Consider the following 21,277-nt stretch of genomic DNA (forward strand, 5'->3'; position numbering starts at 1 on the left):
TATCGAACATGCTTGAGTCCGTTCTGGGGTTTGCCCGCGAGGGCTTCGCAGAAGTCAACGCCGTGCTCGGCCTGCTTGTGGCTGTCGTGGCGACCTTGATGATGACCGCCTGGGCGCGCCTGCCCTTCGTCGCGGTCGGCGCCACGCTGGCCCATATCGTGCTGGAAAGCCTGGCACCGGTGATTGCCGGGTCGGGCGGTTTCAGCCTGCCGCCGCTGCTTGAGCCGCATTTCTGGCGCTACGCCGGCGTCCTGTTTGTCGGCTATTTGATCGTTGTCGCGATCCTGTTTGCAATCAAGCGGATGGTCTTCAGAAAATAGCGGTGTTCGCGTCTCAGGAGAACCGGCTTCCCTTGGGACATGTTTGGAAAGATCGTTAACGGATGGCTCGAACTTGGGGTAAGATGGGCCAGCGTTAGTTGCGGAAGGGGACCGCGTAATGGAATTTCTCGACCAGATCATGGGCTATATCCAGCCCGCTATCGACTTCTTCATGCCGGGGCTGATTGCCTATGCCGGTGACGGGGTCAGCTCCGTCAACTGGATGATGCTGGGGATCCAGCTGGGCGTGATTGCCCTGGTCCTGGCGCTGCTGATGCGCGAGATTGGCGCTATCCTGATCTTCACCGTCGTCGGCGTGATCATCCATGTCATCGTGGATATCGTGATGCCGATGGTGCGGGGCGGGGCGACCGGGTTCGACTTCAACGGTTTCATACAGCAATTCACCCAGACCGATTATCTGCTCTATCTGGGCGCCCTGGCGATCGGCTATTTCGTCGCCATCCTGGTCCTGGGTCTGGTCAAGGGCCTGATCTTCCGCGGCGACTGATCCTGTCGCGAGACCTGCAAAGACAGAGGGCCGCCGGCAATCCGGCGGCCCTTTTTCATGTGCCACGCTTCATCCTGCCCCTTGATGGGGCAGGGGGACCGCGCCGCAGGCGTGGTGGATGGGGTGGGGGCGAGGTGTTCGCGAATTCGCCCCCGCCGGGATTCACCCCTTCCGACCCGAAGCTCCGCTTCGGCCCACCTTCCCCATCAAGGGGAAGGATGAGTTGTGCTTTTTCATTGTGACGGCGGCGGGCGGGCGCTAAGCCTTGGCACACACAGCCCCGAAATGAAGGAGCCTTCCCATGTCCGACGCGCCCGTGCTTCTCGATGTCAGCCCGGCCGGTGTGGCGGTGATCACGCTGAACCGTCCCGACAAGCACAATGCCTTCAATGCCGAGGTCATCGCCCGGCTGTCCGACACGTTCGAGACGTTGCGGGCAAGCGAGGCAGGCGTGCGCATCGTCTTCCTGCGGGGGGCCGGCAAGAGTTTCTCCGCCGGTGCCGATCTGGACTGGATGAAAGCGTCGGCCCTGTTCACCGAGGCCGACAATGAAGAAGACGCGATGGCGCTGGCCAATATGCTCAAGCGCCTGCACGAACTGCCCCAGCTCACCGTGGCCCTGGTGCATGGCGCTGCGATGGGCGGCGGAGCGGGCCTGCTGGCCGCCTGCGATGTCGGCGTGGTGATGAAGGATGCCCAGATCCGCTTTTCCGAAGTCCGTCTCGGCCTGACGCCGGCGACGATCTCGCCCTATGTCGTGCGTGCGATCGGCCCGCGATGGGCCCGCGCCCTGTTCGCCACGGGTGAAGGCTTTGACGGCACCTTCGCCGAGAAGATCGGCCTGGCGCAGTACACCGTCGAGACGATGGAAGAGATGGCGCAGATGGAAGAGCATCTCGCCAAGCTCGCCTTCTCCGCGGCGCCCGGCGCCGTGCACGATGCCAAGCAGCTGGTCGACGATGTGTTCGGCCAGGAGATCAATCACGGCCTTGTTGTACACACGGCCAAGGCGATCGCCCGCCGCCGGGCCTCCGAAGAGGGCCAGGAAGGCCTCGCCGCCTTCCTGGAACGCCGCAAGCCGAACTGGGCGGAATAGGCGGAGGACCCGGCGCTGATCAGCCGTCCCGATCCGCGGGCATTCCTGCACCGGCGGCGCGAGGCGCTGCGGGCCTGGTTTGTGTGCGGGCCGGTCACGCTGGGCGTGTTCGAATTCGTCAGCTTCGGCATCAAGCAGGCCTGGGCCTGCCTGTTCGGCGGGCTGATGCTGGCGCTGCTGCTGGCGACCTTCCTCTGGTACCCGGCCGACGCGGCGCTGGCGCGCTATGACTTTCTCACCCTGGCTGCCCTGGCGATCCAGGTCGCGCTGATCGCGAGCAAGCTGGAAAGCTGGGAGGAGGCGAAGGTGATCGCCGCCTTCCACGTTGTCGGCACGGTGATGGAAATCTTCAAGACCTATGCCGGCAGCTGGGTCTATCCGGAGGAGAGCCTGCTGCGGATCGCGGGTGTGCCGCTCTTCTCCGGCTTCATGTACGCCGCCGTCGGGTCCTACCTGGCCCGGGTCTGGCGCATCTTCGAATTCCGATTCGACCGCTTTCCGAATATGTGGTGGCAATATCTTCTGGCGACAGCGGTTTATATCAATTTCTTTGCCCACCACTACACGGTCGATATCCGCTATGTCCTGTTCGCGGCGACAGTGCTGCTCTACGGGCGGAGCGTGGTCTGGTTCCGGCCCGACCGGGCCTACCGGCCGATGCCGCTGGTGATCGGCTTCCTGCTGGTCGCGCTGTTCATCTGGTTCGCAGAAAATATCGGGACGTTTGCGCGCGCCTGGTCCTATCCGGGGCAGGAGGTGAGCTGGCACATGGTGTCGCTCGCCAAGCTGGGCTCGTGGTACCTCCTGATGATCATCAGTTTTGTCCTGGTGGCGGCTGTGCAATACCGTCGTCCAGATCCACAGACCGGTTCCAAGAGCGAGGCGCCAGACCCATGATCAAGACGCTCCTGATCGCCAATCGCGGCGAGATTGCCTGCCGTGTGATGCGGACCGCCCAGCGCATGGGCATCCGCACCGTCGCCGTTTATTCCGAAGCCGATGCCGATGCGCCCCATGTGCGCATGGCCGACACGGCTGTGGCGATCGGTCCGGCTCCGGCCGCAGAGAGCTACCTGGTCGCCGACAAGATCATCGCCGCGGCGAAGGAAACAGGGGCCGATGCCATCCATCCGGGCTATGGCTTCCTGTCCGAGAACGCCGCCTTTGCCGAAGCCTGCGCCGCCAACGGCATCATCTTCGTCGGACCGCCGGCATCCGCGATCCGTGCGATGGGTCTGAAGGACCGGGCCAAGGCACTGATGGAAGAGGCGGGCGTGCCCGTCACGCCGGGCTATCATGGCGACAACCAGGATCCGGAGCTTCTGGCCGAAGCAGCCGGCGCAATTGGCTATCCCGTGCTGATCAAGGCCGTGGCCGGCGGCGGCGGCAAGGGCATGCGCAAGGTCGAGAAGGCGGAGGATTTTGCGGCTGCGCTGGAAAGCTGCAAGCGCGAGTCGTCCAAGAGCTTCGGCGACGACCGGGTGCTGATCGAGAAATTCATCGTCAATCCGCGCCATATCGAGGTCCAGGTCTTCGGCGACAGCCGCGGCCGGGTCGTCCACATGTTCGAGCGCGACTGTTCGCTGCAGCGCCGGCACCAGAAGGTGATCGAGGAAGCGCCTGCGCCGGGTATGACGCCGGGCGTGCGTGCCGCCATGTGCTCGGCCGCCATCAATGCGGCCCGGGCTGTCGATTATGTCGGCGCCGGCACGGTGGAGTTCATCGTCGACGGTTCCGGCCCGCTGCGCGAGGACGGTTTCTTCTTCATGGAGATGAATACCCGTCTCCAGGTGGAACACCCGGTCACCGAAATGGTCACGGGGCTCGACCTGGTCGAGCTGCAGCTGAAGATCGCTGCCGGCGGCTCCGTGCCCGAGCAGGACGATATCCACCTGTCCGGTCACGCCATGGAGGCGCGCCTCTATGCAGAAGATCCGGCGGGCGGCTTTCTGCCGTCGACGGGGCCGCTTCACCGTCTGGACCTGCCGGCCTCCGGCGGTTCTCTGCGGGTCGATACCGGCGTCGAGGAAGGCGGCGAGGTGTCGCTGCATTATGACCCGATGATCGCCAAGCTGATCGCTCATGCACCCACCCGGCGCGAGGCGGCGCATCGTCTGGCCGGGATGATCGACGATCTGGTCGTCTGGCCGGTGAAGACCAATGCCGGCTTCCTGCGGCGCGCTGCCGTCAACCCGGATTTCCTGGATGAGAAACTGTCGACGGGCTTCATTGAGGAGCGCATCGACGGCCTCATTCCGTCGGCCGTAGAACCGGCCGATGCGGCTTTCGCCACGCTGGCCGTGCTCGACCTGCGACCGGTGATCGCGGCGGCGCTGGATCCGTTCGACGCCGCCGACGGCTGGCGTCTCAATGGCGATCCGCACTTGTCCTGCCGGTTCGAGGTTGGCGGCGAGCCGGTGGAAGCCGTGCTGAAGCTGGAAGGCGAGCGGATCGAGGTTCGGGCCGGCGACGCGGTGTCGGTGCTCGAAGGGCTCGAGGTCGGCGAGATGTTCGAGGGCTACAGCTTCGAGGCCGTGGTCGATGGCGAGCGTATCCTTGCGCACTGCGAACCGGTTGATGACGGCATGCTCGTGGCGTGCCGTGGCCGGGTGACGGTGTTTGCCGAACCGCATCCGGAAGCCCTGGCCGATGCGGCCGAGGCAGGCGGTGTGATCAAGGCGCCGATGCCGGGCAAGGTCCTGGCCGTCAACATCAAGCCGGGCGACAGCGTCACCAGGGGACAGGCGCTGGTCGTGCTGGAAGCGATGAAGATGGAACACGCGCTCGCCGCACCGCGCGATGGCGTGATTGCTGAAGTCAGCGTCGAGGCCGGCGGCCAGGTAGGTGAGGGCGATATCCTGGTCACGCTCGCTGAAGAGGTGGACGAGGCGGCTTAACGGCTTTTCCTCCCCGCGGAACGCGGGGAGGGGGACCGCGAAGCGGTGGACGGGCCGCCGCGCATCGCGCGGCGGGGGCTGTCCGTGACGGGCTCCGCCGCTTCCCTCCTACGCCTTCGGCTCCGGAGGCCCCTTCGACCCGATGCTGTGCATCGGCCCACTTCCCCACGTCCCGTGGGAAGAAAACTCCATCATTCCCGTGTCACGCGAGACCGGCATATTGCTTGCACTTCCTGGGGGGACATCCAAGGGAGCGGTTCAATGCGCGACACCTATATGGCCCGTTTTTCGAGCAGCTGGACCGACGAGGCGCGGCGGAAATTCCGCAAGCAGCCCGTCGTCATCCGTCACAGCTATCATGAGCACCATGCCTTCTCCGACATGGCGCTGGCAGCGCTGATCGAGCGGCACCCGCGTGACCTGATCGATTTCTGCACCATGGGCGATGATGCGACGGATCATGACAGCTGGCGGGCCGGTGATCCCGGTGCGCTGTCGGGCCTGGAACTGATCGAGGCGGTGCGCCGCGGCAAGCTGTGGATCAATCTGCGCCATGCCATGGACCGTGATCCGGAATACCGGCCGATCTACGAGGCGATGCTCGCCGACATGAAGAAGGCCGACCCGTCCTTCCGGCCGCTGGTCGCCGAAGCGGGCATTCTCATCTCCTCGCCGACAGCCCAGGTCTTCCTGCATTCGGATGTGTCGGAAACCATGCTGTGGCACATGCGCGGCGTGAAGCGGTTCCGCACCTATCCGCCGCGTCTGCCCTATCTGAATACCGACGATGTCGAGGCTGTCCTGCACAAGGACAAGACCGAAGATATCGATTTCGATCCGGCCTGGGACGCCGATGCCTTCACGGTCGATCTGCACCCGGGCATGGCGGCCAACTGGCCGCTGCACGGTCCGCACCGGATCGAGAACCAGTCCGGCGTCAACGTGTCGGTGCCGTTCGAGATTTCCACGCCGCAATCGCGGCTGCAGAACTCGATCCTCTTTGCCAATGGCGTGCTGCGCCGGTCGCTGGGCTACAGGCCGCGCTCGACCTCGACCGAAGGCCTGGGCGCACTGGGCAAGCGCCTGCTGACGGCGATGGTGAAGCTGAAGATCAAGCTGTTCGGCGAGCCCGAGCGCGCCATGCCGAAGAGCGAGCGCACCTTCGATATCGATCCGAACGCGCCGGACGGTTTCGTGAACCGCCAGGCCGCTTGAGATCGAGCGAAGGTGACAGGATTTTAATGCGTTCGCGCCGGTGGTCCCTGCTATGGCCGATGGCGAGGGATGACCGTATCGAGACCGCACAATGAAACATGTTTTTGCTGCTGCGCTGGGCGCAGCGAGCCTGATGAGCCTGCCTGCGTATGCCCAGACCGGGCCGGCGGACGAGCTGGAGGCATTCGAGGCCGCGCTCGGCCGCGCCGTCGCCCAGGACAATGACGCCGACTGGCGCTTTCTTCTGACCTTTACCGGCAGCGCCGGAGAGATCGTCGCCCGGTTTGACGGCGCCCAGCCCGAGGCGGACCGCTGGACGCTGGTCTCTCCGCTGGAGGCCGATCTGACGGAAGAACAGCGGGCCATCTGGGACGATGTCATCACCAGCGATGATGACGAAGAGGACGAGGGCGGCCTGTTCTTTGACAGTGAAGACGCGCTTTTCCTGCCGGGCACGGTGAACCTGCATTTGCAGGACGCCGATGATGTGACCTATCGCTTCCAGCCTCAGTTGGACGCGGACAGCGAAGAGGATGCGGCCTTTGCCGAGTATCTGCGCGGCGAGATCACGGTCGGCCGCAGCGAACCGGGCGTGCGCCATCTGAGACTCTATGCGCCGGAAAGCTTCAAGCCGAACTTCGCCATTCGTGTGAACCGGTTCGAACTGGAACAGGAGTTCGCCGAGATGGCCGACCTGCCGGCGCCGGTCCTGGTCCGCATTACCCAGAACATCGAGGGCAGCGCGGCCTTCCAGACCTTCCAGGAAGGTTTCGAAATCGGCTTCAGCGAGATCGAGTATCTGGGCAACGCCGCCCGTTGACCCGGACGGCCACGACGCTTTGACCGGCCCCTTGAGTCGCCCTAACTGTGACCCATGGTCATGCATCTGGTGAAGCTCTGTGTCGGTGTCTCCTCGATCGAGGAGCTGGAAGCGTCCATGGCCCGCACGGCGGCCCGGCGCCGGGCCGCCGGCGAACCGCCGGTCTCGGTCCATGTGACCCGCATGACGCCGGCAAAGCGCGACGAGGTGGAAAACGGCGGATCGCTCTACTGGGTGATCGGTGGCGCCATCCGTTGCCGCTCCGACATCATCTCGCTGGAAACGGTCGACGGGGAGGACGGGGTGAAACGCTGTGCCATCGTGATGTCGACCGAGGTCATCCGTACCGCGGCCGCGCCGCGCAGGCCTTTCCAGGGCTGGCGCTATCTCAAGCCCGAGGACGCACCGCAGGACGTCGCCGGTCCGGTCGAAGGCGGCGATGATCTGCCACCGGACCTGCGCGCCAAACTGCTGGAAATCGGTGCCTGGTAGGGCCTATTCGGATATCCGGATTTCGTAGAGCGACGGCCACAGCTTGCCGGTCACGTAGATCTGGCCCGTTTCGCGGTTCCAGGCGATCCCGTTGGCCACGGCGTCATGGCTGCCGGCGAGGGCGGGCGGGACAAGGTCCGTCAGGTCGATCAGACCCGTGACCGCTCCGCTTTCAGGATCGATGCGGACGATCAGCGGCGACTGCCAGACATTGGCCCAGATCTCGCCATCGACCCATTCCAGCTCGTTCAGACGCCGCACCGGCCGCCCGGCCAGGGTCACCTCGATGGTGCGCATCGTGGAGAAATCGGCGGGGTCGATCACGCGCAGCTCTGCCGTGCCATCCGACAGGATGAGATGCGTGCCGTCATGCGTCAGCCCCCAGCCCTGGCCCTCATAGTCGAATGTGCCGATGCGCTCGAACGTGCCGGCGTCGAAGATGAAACCGGTCTCCGATTGCCAGGTGAGCATGTAGATGCTGGAGCCCAGCTGGACGGAGCCTTCGCCGAAATAGGGTGGTTCGAGCGCGGTCTGGCGTTCCACATGCCCCGTTTCCAAGGTCACCTGGCGCAGGCCGGACGCACCGACCTGCCCCGTGCTTTCAAACAGGACGCCGTCTTCGATGAAGAGCCCCTGGGTGAAGGCACCCGTATCGTGGGGATAGGTGGCGACGATTTCCGCTGTAGCGCGCGAGACCGGTGCCTGGCCGGCCGCCGGGGCTGCGAGAACGGCAAGGCCAGCAAGGGCAAAAAGAAGACGCGAGATCATCGAGGTTTCCGCTGCAGGCTGAACGAGCGGTCAGCTTAACCGCAATTCGGGCATCACGAAGGCCGTTTTGCCGCCATGTTGTCGATCAGCCGGGTCGAGCCCAGCCGCACCGCGGCCAGTACGCGGGCATCGCGGTCGATCGGACCGGACGGGAGTTCTTCCAGGGTTGCGGCACACCGGGCCTCGACATAGTCGACCGCATCGAAGGCGGCGGCTGCACTGGCCATCGCGGCCTTCTGTGCCTGGTCTGCCGGCATGCCGGCGTTGAGCGCAGCCGCGAACTCCTTGAGGATGACGTTGAGCCGGGCAGCCCGGACGCGGTCGTCTGCCGACAGGTAGACATTGCGCGAGGACATGGCGAGGCCGTCGCGCTCGCGCATGGTCTCGCCGCCGATGATGTCGATACCGAAATTGAGGTCGCGCACCATCTGCCGGATCACCAGGAGCTGCTGGTAGTCTTTCTCGCCGAAGAAGGCCATGTCCGGACGGACCTGGTTGAACAGCTTGGCGACGACAGTCGCGACGCCGTCGAAGAAATGCGGACGGGCGACACTCTCCAGGCCTACAGCCGCGCCCTGCATGCTGATATTGGCCGAATAGCCCTCGGGATACATTTCGGCCACGTCCGGCAGGAAGATCAGGTCGCACCTGGCGAGGGTGAGCTTTTCGGAATCCTCAAGCATGGTGCGCGGATAGGCGTCCAGATCCTCGCCCTCGGCAAATTGCCTGGGATTGACAAACACGCTGGCGACAACACGATCGCAATGGGCTTTCGCCAGCCGGACGAGCGAGATATGTCCGTCGTGCAGCGCGCCCATGGTCGGTACAAAACCGATGGACAGCCGGTCATCGCGCCAGCTGCGGATGCGCGCGCGCAGGGCCGAGACTGTCGTGGCGTGGGGAATCTGGAGATTGAGCATGGTTGTTCCGCAAAACAGACAGGCCGGGGAATATCATAAGCCATGATACAGGCAAGCGATCCGACTCGCCCTAGATACAGCGCCATGAGAATTCTGCCAGCCATTCTGCTTGCCGCTATCGTCAGCGCCTGCGCGACGACGGGCGGCGACCGTGATCGCGATGTGTCTGTTGAAGCCGGTGTCGCCGACACCCAGCCGGCGCGTCTGGCCGATGCGACCGCACGGGAACTGGCGCATCTGGCCCGCTTCGAACCGGAGACCCTCGACCAGGTCTATCCCGAGCTGCGCGCTCTGGCGGCGGCGCTGGTCGGCCTGGAGAGCCTGCCGGCCGAAGAGGGGCCGGGGCGGGGGGCTGACGGCCCGCAGGACCTGCCGCCGGCACCGGAATTCGAAGATGCGCAAAGCGTCATGCATGCCGTTCATCTCGCCTCATACCGGCGCGAGGCGATGGCTTTGCGTGGCTGGGCTGAGCTGCAGGGCCTTTATCCGGTGCTGGCTGGTCTGGACGCACGCCTCGAACACGCCCATATCCCGGAACAGGGTGATTTCCTGCGCCTCAAGGCCGGGCCGTTCGATACCGGCGCGGCGGCCCTGGAGGTCTGCACAGCCTTGCGGTCGTCCGGCCAGTACTGTCAGGCGACCGATTATTCCGGCAGGCCTTTCGCGTCGCCGGAGGACGGCGGGTGAGCGCAGGAAGCGCCGTATCGGGCAGGCGCGGTCCGGTGTCCCTTGCGGCGCCGGAGCCGCGCAGGGGATTTGGGTAGTCATGACGAAACATCCGGCCTTCCGTTTGCCGTCGCGCCCGCTCGGACGTGTCCGCGACGGCGTGCGTGAAGCGCATGTCGTCGTGGTGGGCAATGAGAAGGGCGGGGCCGGCAAGTCGACCGTCGCCATGCACCTGGCGGTGGCCCTGATGCGCATGGGCAAGACGGTCGGCGCGATGGATCTCGATCTGCGCCAGCGGACTTTCGGCCGTTATCTGGGTAATCGCGAACGCTGGTGCGAACGGCATGGCCTCGGCCTGCCGCGGCCGGTGGAGATTGCGCTTGCACCGTCGGTCCAGCGCGATCTGGACCTGGCCGAACAGGAAGAGACCGATCGTTTCTCGGCGGCTCTGACCGATCTGAAGACCCAGTGCGATTTCGTCGTCATCGACGCGCCGGGCGCCGACACGCTCTATTCGCGGCTGGCGCATTCCAGCGCCGACACGATCATCACGCCGGTCAATGACAGCTTCATCGATTTCGACCTGCTGGCCGAGATCGACCCGGACACGTTCGAGGTCGGCAGTCCGAGCCTGTACAGCGAAATGGTCTGGGAATGCCGCAAGCGTAAGGCGGCGATGCAGAAGGAATCGATCGACTGGGTGGTGATGCGCAATCGTATCTCCATGCTGGATGCGCGCAACAAGCGCCGTGTGGGCGAGGGGCTGAAAATGCTCTCCCAGAGGATCGGTTTCCGGCTCGCACCGGGCTTTGCCGAGCGCGTCATCTACCGGGAGCTCTTCCCGCTGGGGCTGACCCTGCTGGACCTGACCGAGAACGGCTCCACCGTCACCTTCACCATGAGCCATGTCGCAGCGCGCCAGGAATTGCGCGACCTGCTGATCGTGCTCAAACTGCCGGGCCTGGAAGGTCAGCCCATCCCGTTCTAGCCATGGCCGCTTTTGTCTTCGGAGCTCTGCTGCTGGCCGCCTGTCTGGGGGCGGCGTGGTGGTTTTCGCAGCAGAAGACGGACGATGCCGCGCGCATGGTGCGTATCATCCTGGGAAGCGGCGCCCTGATCGCGGGCGTGGTGATCTGCCTGCGCGGCGCCGTCATCCTCGGCGGGCCGATCGGCCTGTTCGGTCTCGGCATGCTGGGCCGGGCGATCCGCGTTCCCCATCGCCGCTCGCGCAGTTCCGGCGGATCGGCCGGCACAGCGCCGGCAACAGGTATGAGCCTGGCCGAGGCGCGCGAGATTCTCGACGTCGATGCGTCCGCCGATGCCGAGACAATCCGCCAGGCGCATCGGCGCCTGATGAAGAAGCTGCATCCCGACACCGGCGAAGGCTCGGCAGCGCTGGCACGCCAGGTCCAGGACGCGCGGGATTTGCTGCTGGATCATCTCAACGACAAGTCGTGATCCGCGTCACGCTCGCACTTGCCTCTTTTGGTTGTAGTTTGCCGCGGCGAAGGAGGCGGCGATGAAACGCGCACGACGCTCGGCAGACCTTTTCAACAAAAGTCCCGCTCCGGCTTTCACCTGCGGCGCCGAAGCGGAAGAGCTGTCCCGGCACCTTCGAACGCTCAGTGAAGATGCCTATCGTTTCCGGATGAACCGGGCCGCCATACTGATCGAGGTCGCGGCCCAGATCGTCGAAATGGAAGGTCGCGCGATCGAGGAAGCCGGCGAGTCCGGCTGACGCTGTGTCCGCTGTCTAGCGTGTGGCTGTGACGCGCTGGACCAGCCCGCCCGGCAGGCGCGCGACTTCACCCGTCAGCTCCAATTCCATCAGCATGGCCGACACCGTTCCGGCTGGCAGGCCGCTCTGCCGGGCAATCTCGTCGACCGAGACCGGGGTTGGCGATACCAGGCCGCGAATACGGCTGGTGCCGCTGATGTCGTCATTGCCGGCATCCGCGGCTTCGTCCACAGGCGTGTCCGGCCAGTCTTCATCAAAGAGGTCATCGCCGGACTGGGGGGCCGCTTCGCGCACCTGCGGCAGGCTCTGCAGGCCGGCGAGTATCCCGGTCACATCCTCGACGGTTTCGATCAGATGGGCGCCGTCCCGCAGGAGCTGGTTCGAGCCGCGGGCGCGCGGATCGATCGGCGAGCCGGGCACGGCCATCACTTCGCGTCCCTGTTCGGCGGCAAAGCGTGCCGTGATCAGCGAGCCGGAACGCAACGCGGCCTCGACCACGACCGTACCGCGGGACAGGCCGGAGATCAGCCGGTTGCGGCGTGGAAAGTCGCGCGCGGTCGGGATGCGGCCCAGAGAGCGTTCGGAGACGACAAGACCGCGCTCGGCGATTGCATTGTGCAGATCGGCATGCTCGGGCGGGTAGATGTGGTCGATGCCGCCGGCGACGACGGCGATCGTGCCGGTCTCCAGCGCGCCGGCATGGGCGGCGCCATCGATGCCGCGGGCCAGACCCGAGACCACGACAATGCCTTCGCCGCCCAGCCCGTGCGCCAGCTCGCGCGCGAAGCGCAGGCCGGCTGCCGAGGCATTGCGGGCGCCGACCATGGCACAGGCCGGCCGGTCGAGCAGGGCGAGGTCGCCCTTGACGACCAGGGCTGGCGGCGGTGCAGGGATGGCGGCGAGGAGTGGCGGGAAGCCGGGATCGATCCCGGTGAGTATCACGCCACCGATCCGGTCCACCGCATCCAGTTCGGCTTCGATCGTCTCGCGGGAGGGAATGACGGGAGCCGGCTTGCCCGCCTTGCGGCAGCGTCCGGGGAGGGCGTCGAGCGCTGCCTCGGCCGTGACGTAGCGGGCGATCAGCCGGGCAAAGCCGACGGCGCCCAGCCCTTCTGTGCGCGCCAGGCGCAGCCACATCACCCTTTCGGCGTGGCCGGGCCCGGCTTCGCTCATGCGGCCGTGTCTCCGGGATCGTCCGTGGCCGGAGCCGCAGCATCCTTCTTGCCGCCGATGCGCGGTTCCTCGCCCTTGAGAAGGCGCGCGATATTGGCGCGGTGCAGGACATAGATCAGCACGGTCAGCACGCCGGCCATGATCGCCACGTCCGTCCGGCCGAGGAACCAGGCGGCGGCCGGGGCAGCGAGGGCGGCAGTGAGGGCGGCCAGCGAGGAAATCCGGAAGATCGCGGCCATCAGCAGCCAGGTGCCGATCACCACGAGTCCGACCGGCCAGAACACGACCAGCATCGTGCCGACAAAGGTCGCGACACCCTTGCCGCCCTTGAATTTCAGCCAGACCGGGAAGCAGTGGCCGACAAAGGCGGCAGCGCCGGCGACCAGGCCGGCCGTGGTGCCCAGGAGAAGGCCGAAGACGGCGGCGGCGATGCCCGCCTTGCCGGCGTCGAGCAGGAGCGTGGCGGCGGCGAGATCCTTGCGGCCCGTGCGCAGCACGTTCGTGGCACCGATATTCCCCGACCCGATCGCACGGATATCGCCCAGGCCGGCCAGCCTTACCAGCACAAGGCCGAAGGGGATGGAACCGAACAGGTAGCCACCGATAGCCGCGATTGCCAGATAGAAAGTTTGCATGACCGGTTTACGCCTTTTGGTTGTATATCGTGACTCCGCCGACGAGAGTTTGCAAGACCTGTCCCTGGAAACGGCGTCCGGCCCAGGCGCAATTGCCGCGGGCAGAGTGGAAACGGTCCGGATCGCAGACCCAGGGCTTGTCGCCATCGATCAGGATCAGGTCGGCCGGTGCACCTTCGGCGATCCGGCCCTGCGGCAGCCCCAGAAGATCGGCGGGGCCGCAGGTCATCACACGCAGGGCGTCGATCAGCTCCAGCTGGCCGTCATGGACCAGGCCCAGCATCGCGCCGAGCGCCGTTTCCAGGCTCATCGTGCCGGCGATGGCGAGAGCAAAGGGCTCGCCCTTGTCGTCAAACGGTGTGGGGCGGTGGTCGGTGACCACGGCGTCGATCTCGCCGCTGGTGACCGCCTCGACCAGGGCGCGCCGGTCGGCTTCGCTGCGCAGCGGCGGATCCATGCGGAAAGCACTGTCCAGCCCGCCGGCATCGACCTCGTTGAGGGTGAGGTGGGCGACGGCCACGGTCGCGGCGATCTCCTGATCGCGCGTACGGGCGCGGCGCAGGGCCGCCAGTCCGTCAGCCGTCGACAGGCGGTCGATCATCAGCTTGCCGCCGGACAGCTCGGCCAAAGCGGCGTCGCGTTCGATGGCGATGCGTTCGGAGAGGGCGGGTTCTGCCGGCAGGCCCATGCGGGCCGACCAGTCGCTCTCCAGCGCCACGGTTCCGTCGGACAGCGCCCAGTCGGCCGGGCGCACCGAGAGCCAGATATCGAACTGGCTGGTATAGGCCAGAAGGCGGCGCATGGTGCGGGTGTCGGCAATGGGCCGGTCGCCCTGGCCGGCGTAGACCGCACCGCCGCGCACCATCAGCCCGATCTCGGCCATCTGCTCGCCGGCCAGGCCCTGGGTCGCGCCGCAGGCGGAGAGCACATTGACACCGTGTTTCGCGAGACCGCGATTCATGCCCGCAAACCCGTCCGCCTTGTCCAGCGGCGCGCGGGCGTTCGGGGCCAGCACGATGGTGCCGAAACCGCCGGCCGCCGCGCCTGCCGTCAGCGTATCCAGTGTTTCGCCGTCAGGCGTGAGGGCCGGTTCCTTGGCGCAGCGCAGGTCGATCAGCGCGGGCGCGAGGATACAGCCCTTCGCGTCGATCACTGCGTCGGCTGCATCGACATCGATCTCGCTGCCGGTCTGGGCGATGACGCCGTCCTCGATCAGCAGCCCGCCGGGGCCGTCATGCCCTGAGGCCGGGTCGACAAGGCGGGCATTGATAATGGCCAGGCTGGTCTCGCTCATTGTCCCGCCTCCCGGCTGTCGAAGTCGCGGCGGATCGTCTCGCCGATCAGTTCGAGCACCGCCATGCGCACGGCCACACCGCTTTCGACCTGTTCCAGGATCACGCTCTTTTCCGGATCGTCGGCCAGCTTGGTGTGGATCTCCGTGCCCCGGTTCATCGGTCCCGGATGCATGACCAGCACGTCGGGCGCGCAGACCTCGAGGCGCTCGTGTGTCAGCCCGAACAGGTGGAAGAATTCGCGGGCCGAGGGTACGAAGCCGCCGGACATGCGCTCTTTCTGCTGGCGCAGTGCCATGACGGCGTCGCAGTCCTGAAGGGCTTCGTCGAGATCGTGGAAGACGTCGCAGCCCCACTGGTCGACATCGGAGGGGAGCAGGGTGGGCGGGGCGCACAGGCGGATCTCTGCGCCGAGAATGTTCAGCAGGCCGATATTCGAGCGGGCGACGCGCGAGTGAAGGATGTCGCCGACGATCAGGATGCGCTTGCCGCCCACCTCGCCCCAGTGCTGAGCCAGGGTGAAGCTGTCCAGGAGGGCCTGGGTCGGGTGCTCATGCATGCCGTCGCCGGCATTGACCACGGCCAGTCCGGTCCGTTCCGCGAGGAAGCGCGGCGCGCCGGTCGCCGAATGGCGCACCACCATGATGTCCGGACGCATGGCCGCCAGCGTGCGAGCCGTGTCCGACAGGCTCTCGCCCTTCGACGCCGAGGAGTGGGCGACGGCGAAATTCACCACATCGGCGCCCAGCCGCTTGCCCGCCATCTCGAACGAGCCCTGGGTGCGGGTCGAAGCCTCGAAGAAGAGGTTCAGCACCGTCAGCCCCTTGAGCACATCGCTCGACTTGTCTGGCGTGCGGTTCACCGCCAGCCAGCGGGCAGCGCGCTCGAAGATGATGCGGATGTCGACGGGATTGAGATCGGCCACCGAGATCAGGTGGCGGTGGGGGAAGTCGTAGGAAAATGCGGCGCGGGTCATCCCGCCTCCCGTTTCGTCAGGCCCCGGAAAGATGTCTGCGGCGGTATAGGGGCAGTCGCGGCAACGGGCAAGACGTGACGCGAAGGCTTCCCCTGCGTGGGCGGGGGAAGTGCCGAGCGTAGCGAGGCGATGGGGAAGAGCCATGCGCGCTGACGCGCTCTGCGCCGCTTGCGCGCCGCCCCCTCAGTCCGCTGTCGCGGACAGCTCCCCCGCAGGCGGGGTGAGCCCTGGCAATCGCGAGGCTTGACCCGCCCGGCGGCTTGTCCTCTCGTTTCCACCATGATGACTCGTCCGGGCGCGCTGGCGCTGACCCTTCTTGCATCCACGGTTTTCGCCGCTGCCGCTCCGGCCCAGGACGCACCACGCTGTGCGGTTGAACTTCTGGTGCTGGGCGTGGCCCAGGATGGCGGGGCGCCGCAGATGGGCAATCCGGACGACCCGGCCTGGGCCGATCCGTCCCTGCGGCGGCTGGCGACCTCGCTGGCCGTCGTCGACCGCCCGCACGATGCGCGCTACCTGTTCGAGGCGACGCCGGACATGCGCGAACAGCTGCAGCGTCTGGATGAATTTGCACCGCCGGCGGGCGAGGGACCCGGGCTGGACGGGATATTCCTCACCCATGGCCATATCGGCCACTATACCGGGCTGATGTATCTCGGCTTTGAAAGCATGGGCGCCCGGGGCGTGCCGGTGCATGTCATGCCGTCCATGGCGGCCTTCCTGTTTTCCAACGGGCCCTGGGACCAGCTGGTGCGTCTGGGCAATATCGTGCTGGTAGACCTGCAGGCCGACGAACCGTCCGTCGTGGGCTCGCTCACAGTGACGCCCTTCGAAGTGCCCCATCGCCAGGAATATACCGAGGTGGTCGGCTTCCGCATCGACGGGCCGGACCGCTCGGCGCTCTTCCTCCCCGATATCGACAGCTGGGAGGAGTGGGATGCGTGGGGTGAGGCCGGGGATGGCGAACCCGGCATGATCGAACGGGCGGTGGCCTCGGTGGATGTCGCCTATCTTGACGCCACCTTCTTCGCCAATGGCGAGATACCCGGCCGCGACATGTCCGGCTTCCCGCATCCCTTCATCACGCATTCCATGGACCGTTTCGCGGACCTGCCGGCCTCGGAGAAGACCAAGATCCGCTTCATCCACTTCAACCACACCAATCCGGTCCGCTTCCCCGATGCGCCGGAACGCCAGCAGGTACTCGAGGCCGGCTTCGGTCTGGCGGACGAGGGTGAGCGGTATTGTCTGGGGGATTGAGCACTCAACACCGTCATCCCGACGAAAGTCGGGACCCAGGTCGCAGAGCTGATTTGAGCCAAGCTTGGCATGATCGTGTTCTGTGAACTGGGCCCTGACTTTCGTCAGGGTGACGTTTGGTGATCAAGCGTTGAGCCGTTCACCCCAACGCCCAAAGCCAGAACGGGATGGTCACGAAGCAGAACAGCGCTGATGCCGTGATGTCTCCGGCTGAATACGGCGCATCACCGCCCATCTGTTTCGCCAGCACATAGGCCGAGGCGGCGCCGGGTGAAGCGCCGGTGAGCAGGAGGATGGTCAGCGGCACGCCCTCGATGCCCAGCGCCCGGCCGATGCCGTAGAACACCAGCGGCCCGATCATCAGCTTGATGAAGACCGACAGCGCAAGAAGCCGCGGCCGGGCCCTCATGGCGGTGAAGTTGAGACCGGCGCCCACGGACAGGAGGATCAGCGGCAGGGCGGCCTGGCCCATGAGGTCGACCGTGTCGATCACCATGCCGGGCAGGGGGATATTCCCCAGATTGACGATCCCGCCCGCGGCCGAACCCAGGATCAGTGGATTGGTGAGGATGCGATAGAGGATCGAATCCCATTTCGGCTTGGCGCCATCGCCCCACACCGAAAGCGCCGCCACGCACTCCATGTTCACCAGCGGGATGGAGACCACCATGACCAGCGCCACCAGGATCTCGCCCTCATCGCCGAACAGGGCAATCCCCAGGGCCAGGATCAGGAGGCCGTTCCAGCGGCAGGTTGCCTGGAAGAGGCTGGTATAGGTGGGATCGGGAATGCGCAGGAAGGGTTTCAGCGCCAGCGTGATCGCCGCCATGCCCAGAAAGCCCAGCACAGCCGCCAGGATGAAGCTGCCCAGCTGGATGTTGCTGAGGTCGGCATGGCTGATCGAGGAGAAGAGCAGGGCGGGGGACAGGCCCAGATAGGCGAGGCGCGAGATCGGGGCCCAGCTGTCATCCGGCAAAAGGCTGGACCGGCGCAGCAGCCAGCCGACGAAGATAACGCCGAATACGGGGACGAGAGCGGAGACGATCGAAGCCTGCATGACCTATGGCTATCCTTGCGCGCCGCGAAAGTCATCCTCCCCCTTGATGGGGGAGGTGGGCCGGAGCGCAGCTCCGGCTCGGAGGGGGTGGGGGCGAGGTCTCTGCGACTATGCGACCACCGGGATTCACCCCTTCCGCCCGGCTTCGCCGGGCACCTTCCCCGTCAAGGGGAAGGATGGGGGGCAGGATCATTATCCGCCCAGCTGCGCCAGACGGTCGAGCGCGCTTTGCAGGATATTGGCGGCGGCGTGGGCATCGATGACGGCCTTGCGCTTGTCGCGGCGAACGCCGGCGGAGATCAGTTTTTCCTCGGCCTCGAAGGTGGAGAGCCGCTCGTCCTGGAAGACGACGGGGATATCGCGCAGGCGCAACAGATTGCGGGCCAGGGCGCGGACGGACTGGACGCGCGGACCTTCGGACCCGTCCATATTGACCGGCAGGCCCATCACGATGGCCACGGCATTGCGCTCGTCATAAAGCGCAAAGACCCGTTCGGCATCCGCGGTGAACTTGGTGCGCACAATGGTTTCCACCGGCGTGGCCAGCCCGCGCGATGCACCGGAAGACGCCACGCCGATCGTCTTGGTGCCCGGATCGAGCGCGATCAGGGGGCCGTCGGTCAGGTCTTCCAGGGCGATAACGGGCATGCGCCGCCAATGCGCCGTGCAGGCGCAGCCGTCAAGCTTTCTTGCACCTGCGAAACCGGGTTGGTACTCAATCGGCTTCGACTATCCGGAGTGATTTTCAATGTCCGTGACCGCTGACGACGTCCGGCGTATTGCGCGCCTCGCGCGACTCGCCGAGCCGGAAGACCGTATCGACACCCTGGTGGGAGAGCTCAACGGTATCCTGAAATGGATCGAGCAGCTCGACGAGGTCGATGTCGAGGGCGTGCAGGCCATGACGACGCCCGTCGCCTTCCCGCTGCCGATGCGCAAGGACGAGATCACCGATGGCGGGATCCGCGACAAGGTTCTCGCCAATGCACCGAAGTCCGATGAAGGCTTCTTCGTCGTGCCGAAATCGGTGGAGTAGGGGCATATGAGCGATCTTCTCAAACTCTCCCTCGACGAGGTTTCCGCCAAGCTGAAGGGCAAGGAGGTCTCCGCGACCGAGCTTGCGCAGGAGGCCTTTGCGGCCTGCCAGGCGGCCCAGCCGGCGCTGAATGCCTTCACGGCCTTTGACGAGGAAAAGACCATGGCCATGGCCAAGGCTGCCGATGCGCGCCTGGCCAGGGGCGAGGGCGGTCTTCTGGAAGGCGTGCCGCTGGCCATCAAGGACCTGTTCGCCGTGGAAGGCGTGGATACGTCTGCCTCGTCTAACATCCTCAAGGGCTTCAAGCCGACCTATGAGTCGACGGTGACGTCGAAGCTGTGGGATGCGGGCGCCGTCTTCGTCGCCAAGACCTCGATGGACGAATTCGCCATGGGCTCGTCGAACGAGACCTCGAACACCGGTCCGGTCGTCAATCCCTGGAAGGCCAAGGACAGCAATGAGAGCCTGACACCGGGCGGTTCGTCCGGCGGTTCGGCCGCCGCTGTGGCCGCCGATCTGTGCTTCGGTGCCACGGGCACCGATACGGGTGGCTCCATCCGCCAGCCGGCCTCGTTCACGGGCACGGTCGGCGTGAAGGGCACCTATGGCCGCACCTCGCGCTGGGGCGTCGTGGCCTTCGCCTCCTCGCTCGACCATCCGGGCCCGTTCGCCAAGACGGTGAAGGACTCGGCCCTGCTGTTGCAGGCGATGTCGGGGCACGACCCCAAGGATTCCACCTCGCTGCCCAATGACGTGCCGGATTTTGCCGCCGCGGTCGGTCAGTCGGTGAAGGGTCTGAAGATCGGCGTTCCGAAGGAATACCGGGTCGACGGCATGCCCGCCGAGATCGATGAGGTCTGGCAGAAGGGTATCGACTGGCTCAAGGCCGCCGGTTGCGAGATTGTCGACATCTCCCTGCCGCACACGAAATACGCCCTGCCGGCCTATTACATCGTTGCGCCGGCGGAGGCCTCGTCCAACCTCGCGCGCTATGACGGCATGCGCTATGGCAACCGCGTTGAGGGCAAGGATCTCGTCGATACCTACGAGAAGACCCGCGCCGCAGGCTTCGGCCATGAGGTGCAGCGCCGTATCATGATCGGCACCTATGTGCTCTCGGCGGGGTATTACGACGCTTACTACCTGCGCGCCCAGAAGGTGCGGACGCGCATCCTGCAGGATTTCCACGACGCTTTCGACAAGGTCGACGCCATCCTGACCCCGGCCGCACCGTCTGCCGCCTTTGGTCTGGGCACCAAGTCGGACGATCCGATCGCCATGTATCTCAACGACGTCTTCACCGTCACGGCAAACCTGGCCGGCGTGCCGGCCATGTCAGTGCCGGCGGGGCTCGACAAGTCGGGCCTGCCGCTGGGGCTGCAGGTGATCACGCGCGCCCTGGACGAAGGGACCATGTTCAAGGTCGGTGCCGCGATCGAGGACAGTGCCGGCTTCGGCTTCAAGGCGGAGAAGTGGTGGTAGGGCGATGAGCGACGCGCCGCTGGAGCATAAGGCGCCGTACAGGACGGCGAATGACTGGTTCAACCGGGTCATCGTGCTTTTGATCGCATTGATGGGACTGGTTCTGGGCGTGCCGCTGGCACTCTGGGGCTTTCTGAGCCTGTCGGGCCAGATGACGTCGTCGGATCTGTCCACCGTCACGGCGGTGCTGCTTTTCGGCATGGGCATGGCCTTCAACGCCTTCGGTGTCGTGATCGGATGGAGCGCACTGGTGCCAGGAGCGAAGGGATGAGCGACGCTCCCGGACCCGATACGCCCGAAACCGGCGCCGCCAATGTCTGGACGACGCGGATCATCGTGCTGGCCATCGCGCTGATGTGCCTGATGTTCGCCGTGCCGCTGGTTCTGAGCGGCATCGACGGGCTGATCGCCACGCTGGGGGCGGGCACACTGCCCTCGCTGTGGGTGATCGTGGTGCTGCTGATCGGGCTGGCCCTGTGCGTCATCGGTCTGGGCACTGCCTGGCGGGCCTTCGTCCCGGCGCCGGGCAGCCGCAAGCGCACGGATGGCGGGGACACGGGCAATGACTGAACCCGCGCACCCGGCGATGAAGCTGTCGCGGCCGGCCTTCCTGGTCGGCGCGCTGCTGGTGCTGGCCGGCGTGGTGGTGTTTCGCGGCATCGCTCCGCTGGAGCCGCGCAATCTGTGGACCGTGCTGCTGGTGACACCCGGTATCGGTTTCCTGTTTTTCGGCCTGACCGTGATGATGGCGGGCCGGGTACTGGTCGCGGCGATGAATACGCCGGAAGACGAGCGTCCGGCCTGGGATGACGAGGAGAAGAACGAGACGGAGGAGGCGAGGGAACGCCATCCTTCCCCTTGATGGGGAAGGCGGGCCGAGGCGAAGCCTCGGGCCGGAAGGGGTGAATCCCGGTGCTTGCAGG

Annotated in this window: 26 protein-coding genes; 18 read left to right on the top strand and 8 right to left on the bottom strand. The window is 65.9% G+C overall.

Going from position 1 to position 21,277, the window contains the following annotated elements; genetic code table 11:
• Window positions 1-8: 8 nt before the first annotated feature.
• From PKE71_RS02470 to PKE71_RS02505, 8 genes are all read left to right on the top strand, one after another.
• Window positions 9-320, top strand: a complete 312-nt coding sequence (locus tag PKE71_RS02470; protein WP_271185366.1) for a hypothetical protein — start codon at window positions 9-11, stop codon at window positions 318-320.
• 118 nt (window positions 321-438) lie between these two features.
• Window positions 439-831, top strand: a complete 393-nt coding sequence (locus tag PKE71_RS02475; RefSeq protein WP_271185367.1) for a hypothetical protein — start codon at window positions 439-441, stop codon at window positions 829-831.
• Between the two features lie 301 nt (window positions 832-1,132).
• Window positions 1,133-1,927: an enoyl-CoA hydratase-related protein gene (locus PKE71_RS02480; RefSeq protein ID WP_271185368.1), complete on the top strand. Its 795-nt coding sequence runs from the start codon at window positions 1,133-1,135 to the stop codon at window positions 1,925-1,927.
• 81 nt (window positions 1,928-2,008) lie between these two features.
• Entirely contained in the window at window positions 2,009-2,824 is an 816-nt protein-coding gene (locus tag PKE71_RS02485; protein WP_271185369.1) for a DUF817 domain-containing protein, read from the top strand.
• Window positions 2,821-4,824 (top strand): acetyl/propionyl/methylcrotonyl-CoA carboxylase subunit alpha, encoded by a 2,004-nt coding sequence (locus PKE71_RS02490; protein WP_271185370.1) that lies wholly within the window; start codon window positions 2,821-2,823, stop codon window positions 4,822-4,824. The genes PKE71_RS02485 and PKE71_RS02490 overlap by 4 nt, the downstream gene beginning before the upstream one ends.
• Window positions 4,825-5,085: 261 nt before the next feature.
• On the top strand, window positions 5,086-6,039 hold the full coding sequence (locus PKE71_RS02495; protein ID WP_271185371.1) for a hypothetical protein: 954 nt from the start codon (window positions 5,086-5,088) through the stop codon (window positions 6,037-6,039).
• Between the two features lie 91 nt (window positions 6,040-6,130).
• Window positions 6,131-6,859 (top strand): hypothetical protein, encoded by a 729-nt coding sequence (locus PKE71_RS02500; RefSeq protein WP_271185372.1) that lies wholly within the window; start codon window positions 6,131-6,133, stop codon window positions 6,857-6,859.
• Window positions 6,860-6,919: 60 nt separating this feature from the next.
• Complete coding sequence (locus tag PKE71_RS02505; protein ID WP_271185373.1) at window positions 6,920-7,351, top strand: DUF1489 family protein; 432 nt, start codon at window positions 6,920-6,922, stop codon at window positions 7,349-7,351.
• Window positions 7,352-7,354: 3 nt separating this feature from the next.
• On the opposite strand, the gene PKE71_RS02510 is transcribed toward PKE71_RS02505, so the two are convergent.
• Window positions 7,355-8,119, bottom strand: coding sequence for a glutaminyl-peptide cyclotransferase (locus PKE71_RS02510; RefSeq protein ID WP_271185374.1), 765 nt, complete (start codon window positions 8,117-8,119; stop codon window positions 7,355-7,357).
• Between the two features lie 53 nt (window positions 8,120-8,172).
• Window positions 8,173-9,039 (bottom strand): pantoate--beta-alanine ligase, encoded by an 867-nt coding sequence (gene panC / locus PKE71_RS02515; protein WP_271185375.1) that lies wholly within the window; start codon window positions 9,037-9,039, stop codon window positions 8,173-8,175.
• A gap of 84 nt (window positions 9,040-9,123) precedes the next feature.
• Between panC and PKE71_RS02520 the strand changes: the two genes are divergently transcribed.
• The 4 genes from PKE71_RS02520 to PKE71_RS02535 all read left to right on the top strand — a co-directional run bounded on the left by PKE71_RS02520 (window position 9,124) and on the right by PKE71_RS02535 (window position 11,443).
• The gene (locus tag PKE71_RS02520; protein ID WP_271185376.1) at window positions 9,124-9,726 is read left to right on the top strand and encodes an SPOR domain-containing protein; all 603 of its coding nucleotides are present in this window, start codon (window positions 9,124-9,126) and stop codon (window positions 9,724-9,726) included.
• A 79-nt stretch (window positions 9,727-9,805) separates the two neighbouring features.
• Window positions 9,806-10,693 carry a division plane positioning ATPase MipZ gene (locus PKE71_RS02525; protein ID WP_271185377.1) on the top strand — a complete coding sequence of 296 codons (888 nt, stop codon included), beginning with the start codon at window positions 9,806-9,808 and terminating at the stop codon, window positions 10,691-10,693.
• A 2-nt stretch (window positions 10,694-10,695) separates the two neighbouring features.
• A complete protein-coding gene (locus PKE71_RS02530; RefSeq protein WP_271185378.1) occupies window positions 10,696-11,163 on the top strand; it encodes a J domain-containing protein in 468 nt (155 codons plus the stop codon).
• 61 nt (window positions 11,164-11,224) lie between these two features.
• The gene (locus PKE71_RS02535) at window positions 11,225-11,443 is read left to right on the top strand and encodes a hypothetical protein (protein WP_271185379.1); all 219 of its coding nucleotides are present in this window, start codon (window positions 11,225-11,227) and stop codon (window positions 11,441-11,443) included.
• 15 nt (window positions 11,444-11,458) lie between these two features.
• On the opposite strand, the gene dprA is transcribed toward PKE71_RS02535, so the two are convergent.
• Genes dprA through PKE71_RS02555 form a run of 4 tightly spaced genes read right to left on the bottom strand, consistent with a single transcriptional unit; the run spans window position 11,459 to window position 15,519 of the window.
• Window positions 11,459-12,616, bottom strand: a complete 1,158-nt coding sequence (gene dprA, locus PKE71_RS02540; protein WP_271185380.1) for a DNA-processing protein DprA — start codon at window positions 12,614-12,616, stop codon at window positions 11,459-11,461.
• Window positions 12,613-13,251 (bottom strand): glycerol-3-phosphate 1-O-acyltransferase PlsY, encoded by a 639-nt coding sequence (gene plsY, locus PKE71_RS02545; protein ID WP_271185381.1) that lies wholly within the window; start codon window positions 13,249-13,251, stop codon window positions 12,613-12,615. The genes dprA and plsY overlap by 4 nt, the downstream gene beginning before the upstream one ends.
• Before the next feature lie 7 nt (window positions 13,252-13,258).
• The gene (locus tag PKE71_RS02550) at window positions 13,259-14,545 is read right to left on the bottom strand and encodes a dihydroorotase (protein ID WP_271185382.1); all 1,287 of its coding nucleotides are present in this window, start codon (window positions 14,543-14,545) and stop codon (window positions 13,259-13,261) included.
• Window positions 14,542-15,519 carry an aspartate carbamoyltransferase catalytic subunit gene (locus tag PKE71_RS02555; RefSeq protein WP_271185383.1) on the bottom strand — a complete coding sequence of 326 codons (978 nt, stop codon included), beginning with the start codon at window positions 15,517-15,519 and terminating at the stop codon, window positions 14,542-14,544. Before PKE71_RS02555 ends, PKE71_RS02550 begins: the two co-directional genes overlap by 4 nt.
• A gap of 279 nt (window positions 15,520-15,798) precedes the next feature.
• On the opposite strand from PKE71_RS02555, the gene PKE71_RS02560 reads away from it, so the two are divergent.
• Window positions 15,799-16,779: an MBL fold metallo-hydrolase gene (locus PKE71_RS02560; RefSeq protein WP_271185384.1), complete on the top strand. Its 981-nt coding sequence runs from the start codon at window positions 15,799-15,801 to the stop codon at window positions 16,777-16,779.
• A 139-nt stretch (window positions 16,780-16,918) separates the two neighbouring features.
• Here PKE71_RS02560 and PKE71_RS02565 read toward each other — a convergent pair whose 3' ends face one another.
• The gene (locus tag PKE71_RS02565) at window positions 16,919-17,836 is read right to left on the bottom strand and encodes an AEC family transporter (RefSeq protein WP_271185385.1); all 918 of its coding nucleotides are present in this window, start codon (window positions 17,834-17,836) and stop codon (window positions 16,919-16,921) included.
• 192 nt (window positions 17,837-18,028) lie between these two features.
• Window positions 18,029-18,484 carry a Holliday junction resolvase RuvX gene (ruvX, locus tag PKE71_RS02570; RefSeq protein ID WP_271185386.1) on the bottom strand — a complete coding sequence of 152 codons (456 nt, stop codon included), beginning with the start codon at window positions 18,482-18,484 and terminating at the stop codon, window positions 18,029-18,031.
• 100 nt (window positions 18,485-18,584) lie between these two features.
• Here ruvX and gatC point away from each other — a divergent pair, with 100 nt between their 5' ends.
• The 5 genes from gatC to PKE71_RS02595 are packed head-to-tail and all read left to right on the top strand — an operon-like array spanning window position 18,585 to window position 21,216.
• Window positions 18,585-18,872 carry an Asp-tRNA(Asn)/Glu-tRNA(Gln) amidotransferase subunit GatC gene (gene gatC, locus PKE71_RS02575; RefSeq protein ID WP_271185387.1) on the top strand — a complete coding sequence of 96 codons (288 nt, stop codon included), beginning with the start codon at window positions 18,585-18,587 and terminating at the stop codon, window positions 18,870-18,872.
• A 6-nt stretch (window positions 18,873-18,878) separates the two neighbouring features.
• Complete coding sequence (gene gatA, locus PKE71_RS02580; RefSeq protein ID WP_271185388.1) at window positions 18,879-20,354, top strand: Asp-tRNA(Asn)/Glu-tRNA(Gln) amidotransferase subunit GatA; 1,476 nt, start codon at window positions 18,879-18,881, stop codon at window positions 20,352-20,354.
• Between the two features lie 4 nt (window positions 20,355-20,358).
• A complete protein-coding gene (locus PKE71_RS02585; protein ID WP_271185389.1) occupies window positions 20,359-20,625 on the top strand; it encodes a hypothetical protein in 267 nt (88 codons plus the stop codon).
• Window positions 20,622-20,924 carry a hypothetical protein gene (locus tag PKE71_RS02590; protein WP_271185390.1) on the top strand — a complete coding sequence of 101 codons (303 nt, stop codon included), beginning with the start codon at window positions 20,622-20,624 and terminating at the stop codon, window positions 20,922-20,924. Before PKE71_RS02585 ends, PKE71_RS02590 begins: the two co-directional genes overlap by 4 nt.
• On the top strand, window positions 20,917-21,216 hold the full coding sequence (locus tag PKE71_RS02595; RefSeq protein WP_271185391.1) for a hypothetical protein: 300 nt from the start codon (window positions 20,917-20,919) through the stop codon (window positions 21,214-21,216). The genes PKE71_RS02590 and PKE71_RS02595 overlap by 8 nt, the downstream gene beginning before the upstream one ends.
• The last annotated feature ends 61 nt before the right edge of the window (window positions 21,217-21,277 follow it).

The sequence above is a fragment of the Maricaulis virginensis genome (assembly GCF_027922185.1).
Taxonomy (GTDB): domain Bacteria; phylum Pseudomonadota; class Alphaproteobacteria; order Caulobacterales; family Maricaulaceae; genus Maricaulis; species Maricaulis virginensis.

What these genes read in the sequence shown, in the direction of transcription:
- PKE71_RS02470 (WP_271185366.1), top strand. Translation starts at nt 9, where the DNA reads ATGCTTGAGTCCGTTCTGGGGTTTGCCCGCGAGGGCTTCGCAGAAGTC.
- PKE71_RS02475 (WP_271185367.1), top strand. Translation starts at nt 439, where the DNA reads ATGGAATTTCTCGACCAGATCATGGGCTATATCCAGCCCGCTATCGAC.
- PKE71_RS02480 (WP_271185368.1), top strand. Translation starts at nt 1,133, where the DNA reads ATGTCCGACGCGCCCGTGCTTCTCGATGTCAGCCCGGCCGGTGTGGCG.
- PKE71_RS02490 (WP_271185370.1), top strand. Translation starts at nt 2,821, where the DNA reads ATGATCAAGACGCTCCTGATCGCCAATCGCGGCGAGATTGCCTGCCGT.
- PKE71_RS02495 (WP_271185371.1), top strand. Translation starts at nt 5,086, where the DNA reads ATGCGCGACACCTATATGGCCCGTTTTTCGAGCAGCTGGACCGACGAG.
- PKE71_RS02500 (WP_271185372.1), top strand. Translation starts at nt 6,131, where the DNA reads ATGAAACATGTTTTTGCTGCTGCGCTGGGCGCAGCGAGCCTGATGAGC.
- PKE71_RS02505 (WP_271185373.1), top strand. Translation starts at nt 6,920, where the DNA reads ATGCATCTGGTGAAGCTCTGTGTCGGTGTCTCCTCGATCGAGGAGCTG.
- PKE71_RS02510 (WP_271185374.1), bottom strand. Translation starts at nt 8,119, where the DNA reads ATGATCTCGCGTCTTCTTTTTGCCCTTGCTGGCCTTGCCGTTCTCGCA.
- panC (WP_271185375.1), bottom strand. Translation starts at nt 9,039, where the DNA reads ATGCTCAATCTCCAGATTCCCCACGCCACGACAGTCTCGGCCCTGCGC.
- PKE71_RS02520 (WP_271185376.1), top strand. Translation starts at nt 9,124, where the DNA reads ATGAGAATTCTGCCAGCCATTCTGCTTGCCGCTATCGTCAGCGCCTGC.
- PKE71_RS02525 (WP_271185377.1), top strand. Translation starts at nt 9,806, where the DNA reads ATGACGAAACATCCGGCCTTCCGTTTGCCGTCGCGCCCGCTCGGACGT.
- PKE71_RS02530 (WP_271185378.1), top strand. Translation starts at nt 10,696, where the DNA reads ATGGCCGCTTTTGTCTTCGGAGCTCTGCTGCTGGCCGCCTGTCTGGGG.
- PKE71_RS02535 (WP_271185379.1), top strand. Translation starts at nt 11,225, where the DNA reads ATGAAACGCGCACGACGCTCGGCAGACCTTTTCAACAAAAGTCCCGCT.
- dprA (WP_271185380.1), bottom strand. Translation starts at nt 12,616, where the DNA reads ATGAGCGAAGCCGGGCCCGGCCACGCCGAAAGGGTGATGTGGCTGCGC.
- plsY (WP_271185381.1), bottom strand. Translation starts at nt 13,251, where the DNA reads ATGCAAACTTTCTATCTGGCAATCGCGGCTATCGGTGGCTACCTGTTC.
- PKE71_RS02550 (WP_271185382.1), bottom strand. Translation starts at nt 14,545, where the DNA reads ATGAGCGAGACCAGCCTGGCCATTATCAATGCCCGCCTTGTCGACCCG.
- PKE71_RS02555 (WP_271185383.1), bottom strand. Translation starts at nt 15,519, where the DNA reads ATGACCCGCGCCGCATTTTCCTACGACTTCCCCCACCGCCACCTGATC.
- PKE71_RS02560 (WP_271185384.1), top strand. Translation starts at nt 15,799, where the DNA reads ATGATGACTCGTCCGGGCGCGCTGGCGCTGACCCTTCTTGCATCCACG.
- PKE71_RS02565 (WP_271185385.1), bottom strand. Translation starts at nt 17,836, where the DNA reads ATGCAGGCTTCGATCGTCTCCGCTCTCGTCCCCGTATTCGGCGTTATC.
- ruvX (WP_271185386.1), bottom strand. Translation starts at nt 18,484, where the DNA reads ATGCCCGTTATCGCCCTGGAAGACCTGACCGACGGCCCCCTGATCGCG.
- gatC (WP_271185387.1), top strand. Translation starts at nt 18,585, where the DNA reads ATGTCCGTGACCGCTGACGACGTCCGGCGTATTGCGCGCCTCGCGCGA.
- gatA (WP_271185388.1), top strand. Translation starts at nt 18,879, where the DNA reads ATGAGCGATCTTCTCAAACTCTCCCTCGACGAGGTTTCCGCCAAGCTG.
- PKE71_RS02585 (WP_271185389.1), top strand. Translation starts at nt 20,359, where the DNA reads ATGAGCGACGCGCCGCTGGAGCATAAGGCGCCGTACAGGACGGCGAAT.
- PKE71_RS02590 (WP_271185390.1), top strand. Translation starts at nt 20,622, where the DNA reads ATGAGCGACGCTCCCGGACCCGATACGCCCGAAACCGGCGCCGCCAAT.
- PKE71_RS02595 (WP_271185391.1), top strand. Translation starts at nt 20,917, where the DNA reads ATGACTGAACCCGCGCACCCGGCGATGAAGCTGTCGCGGCCGGCCTTC.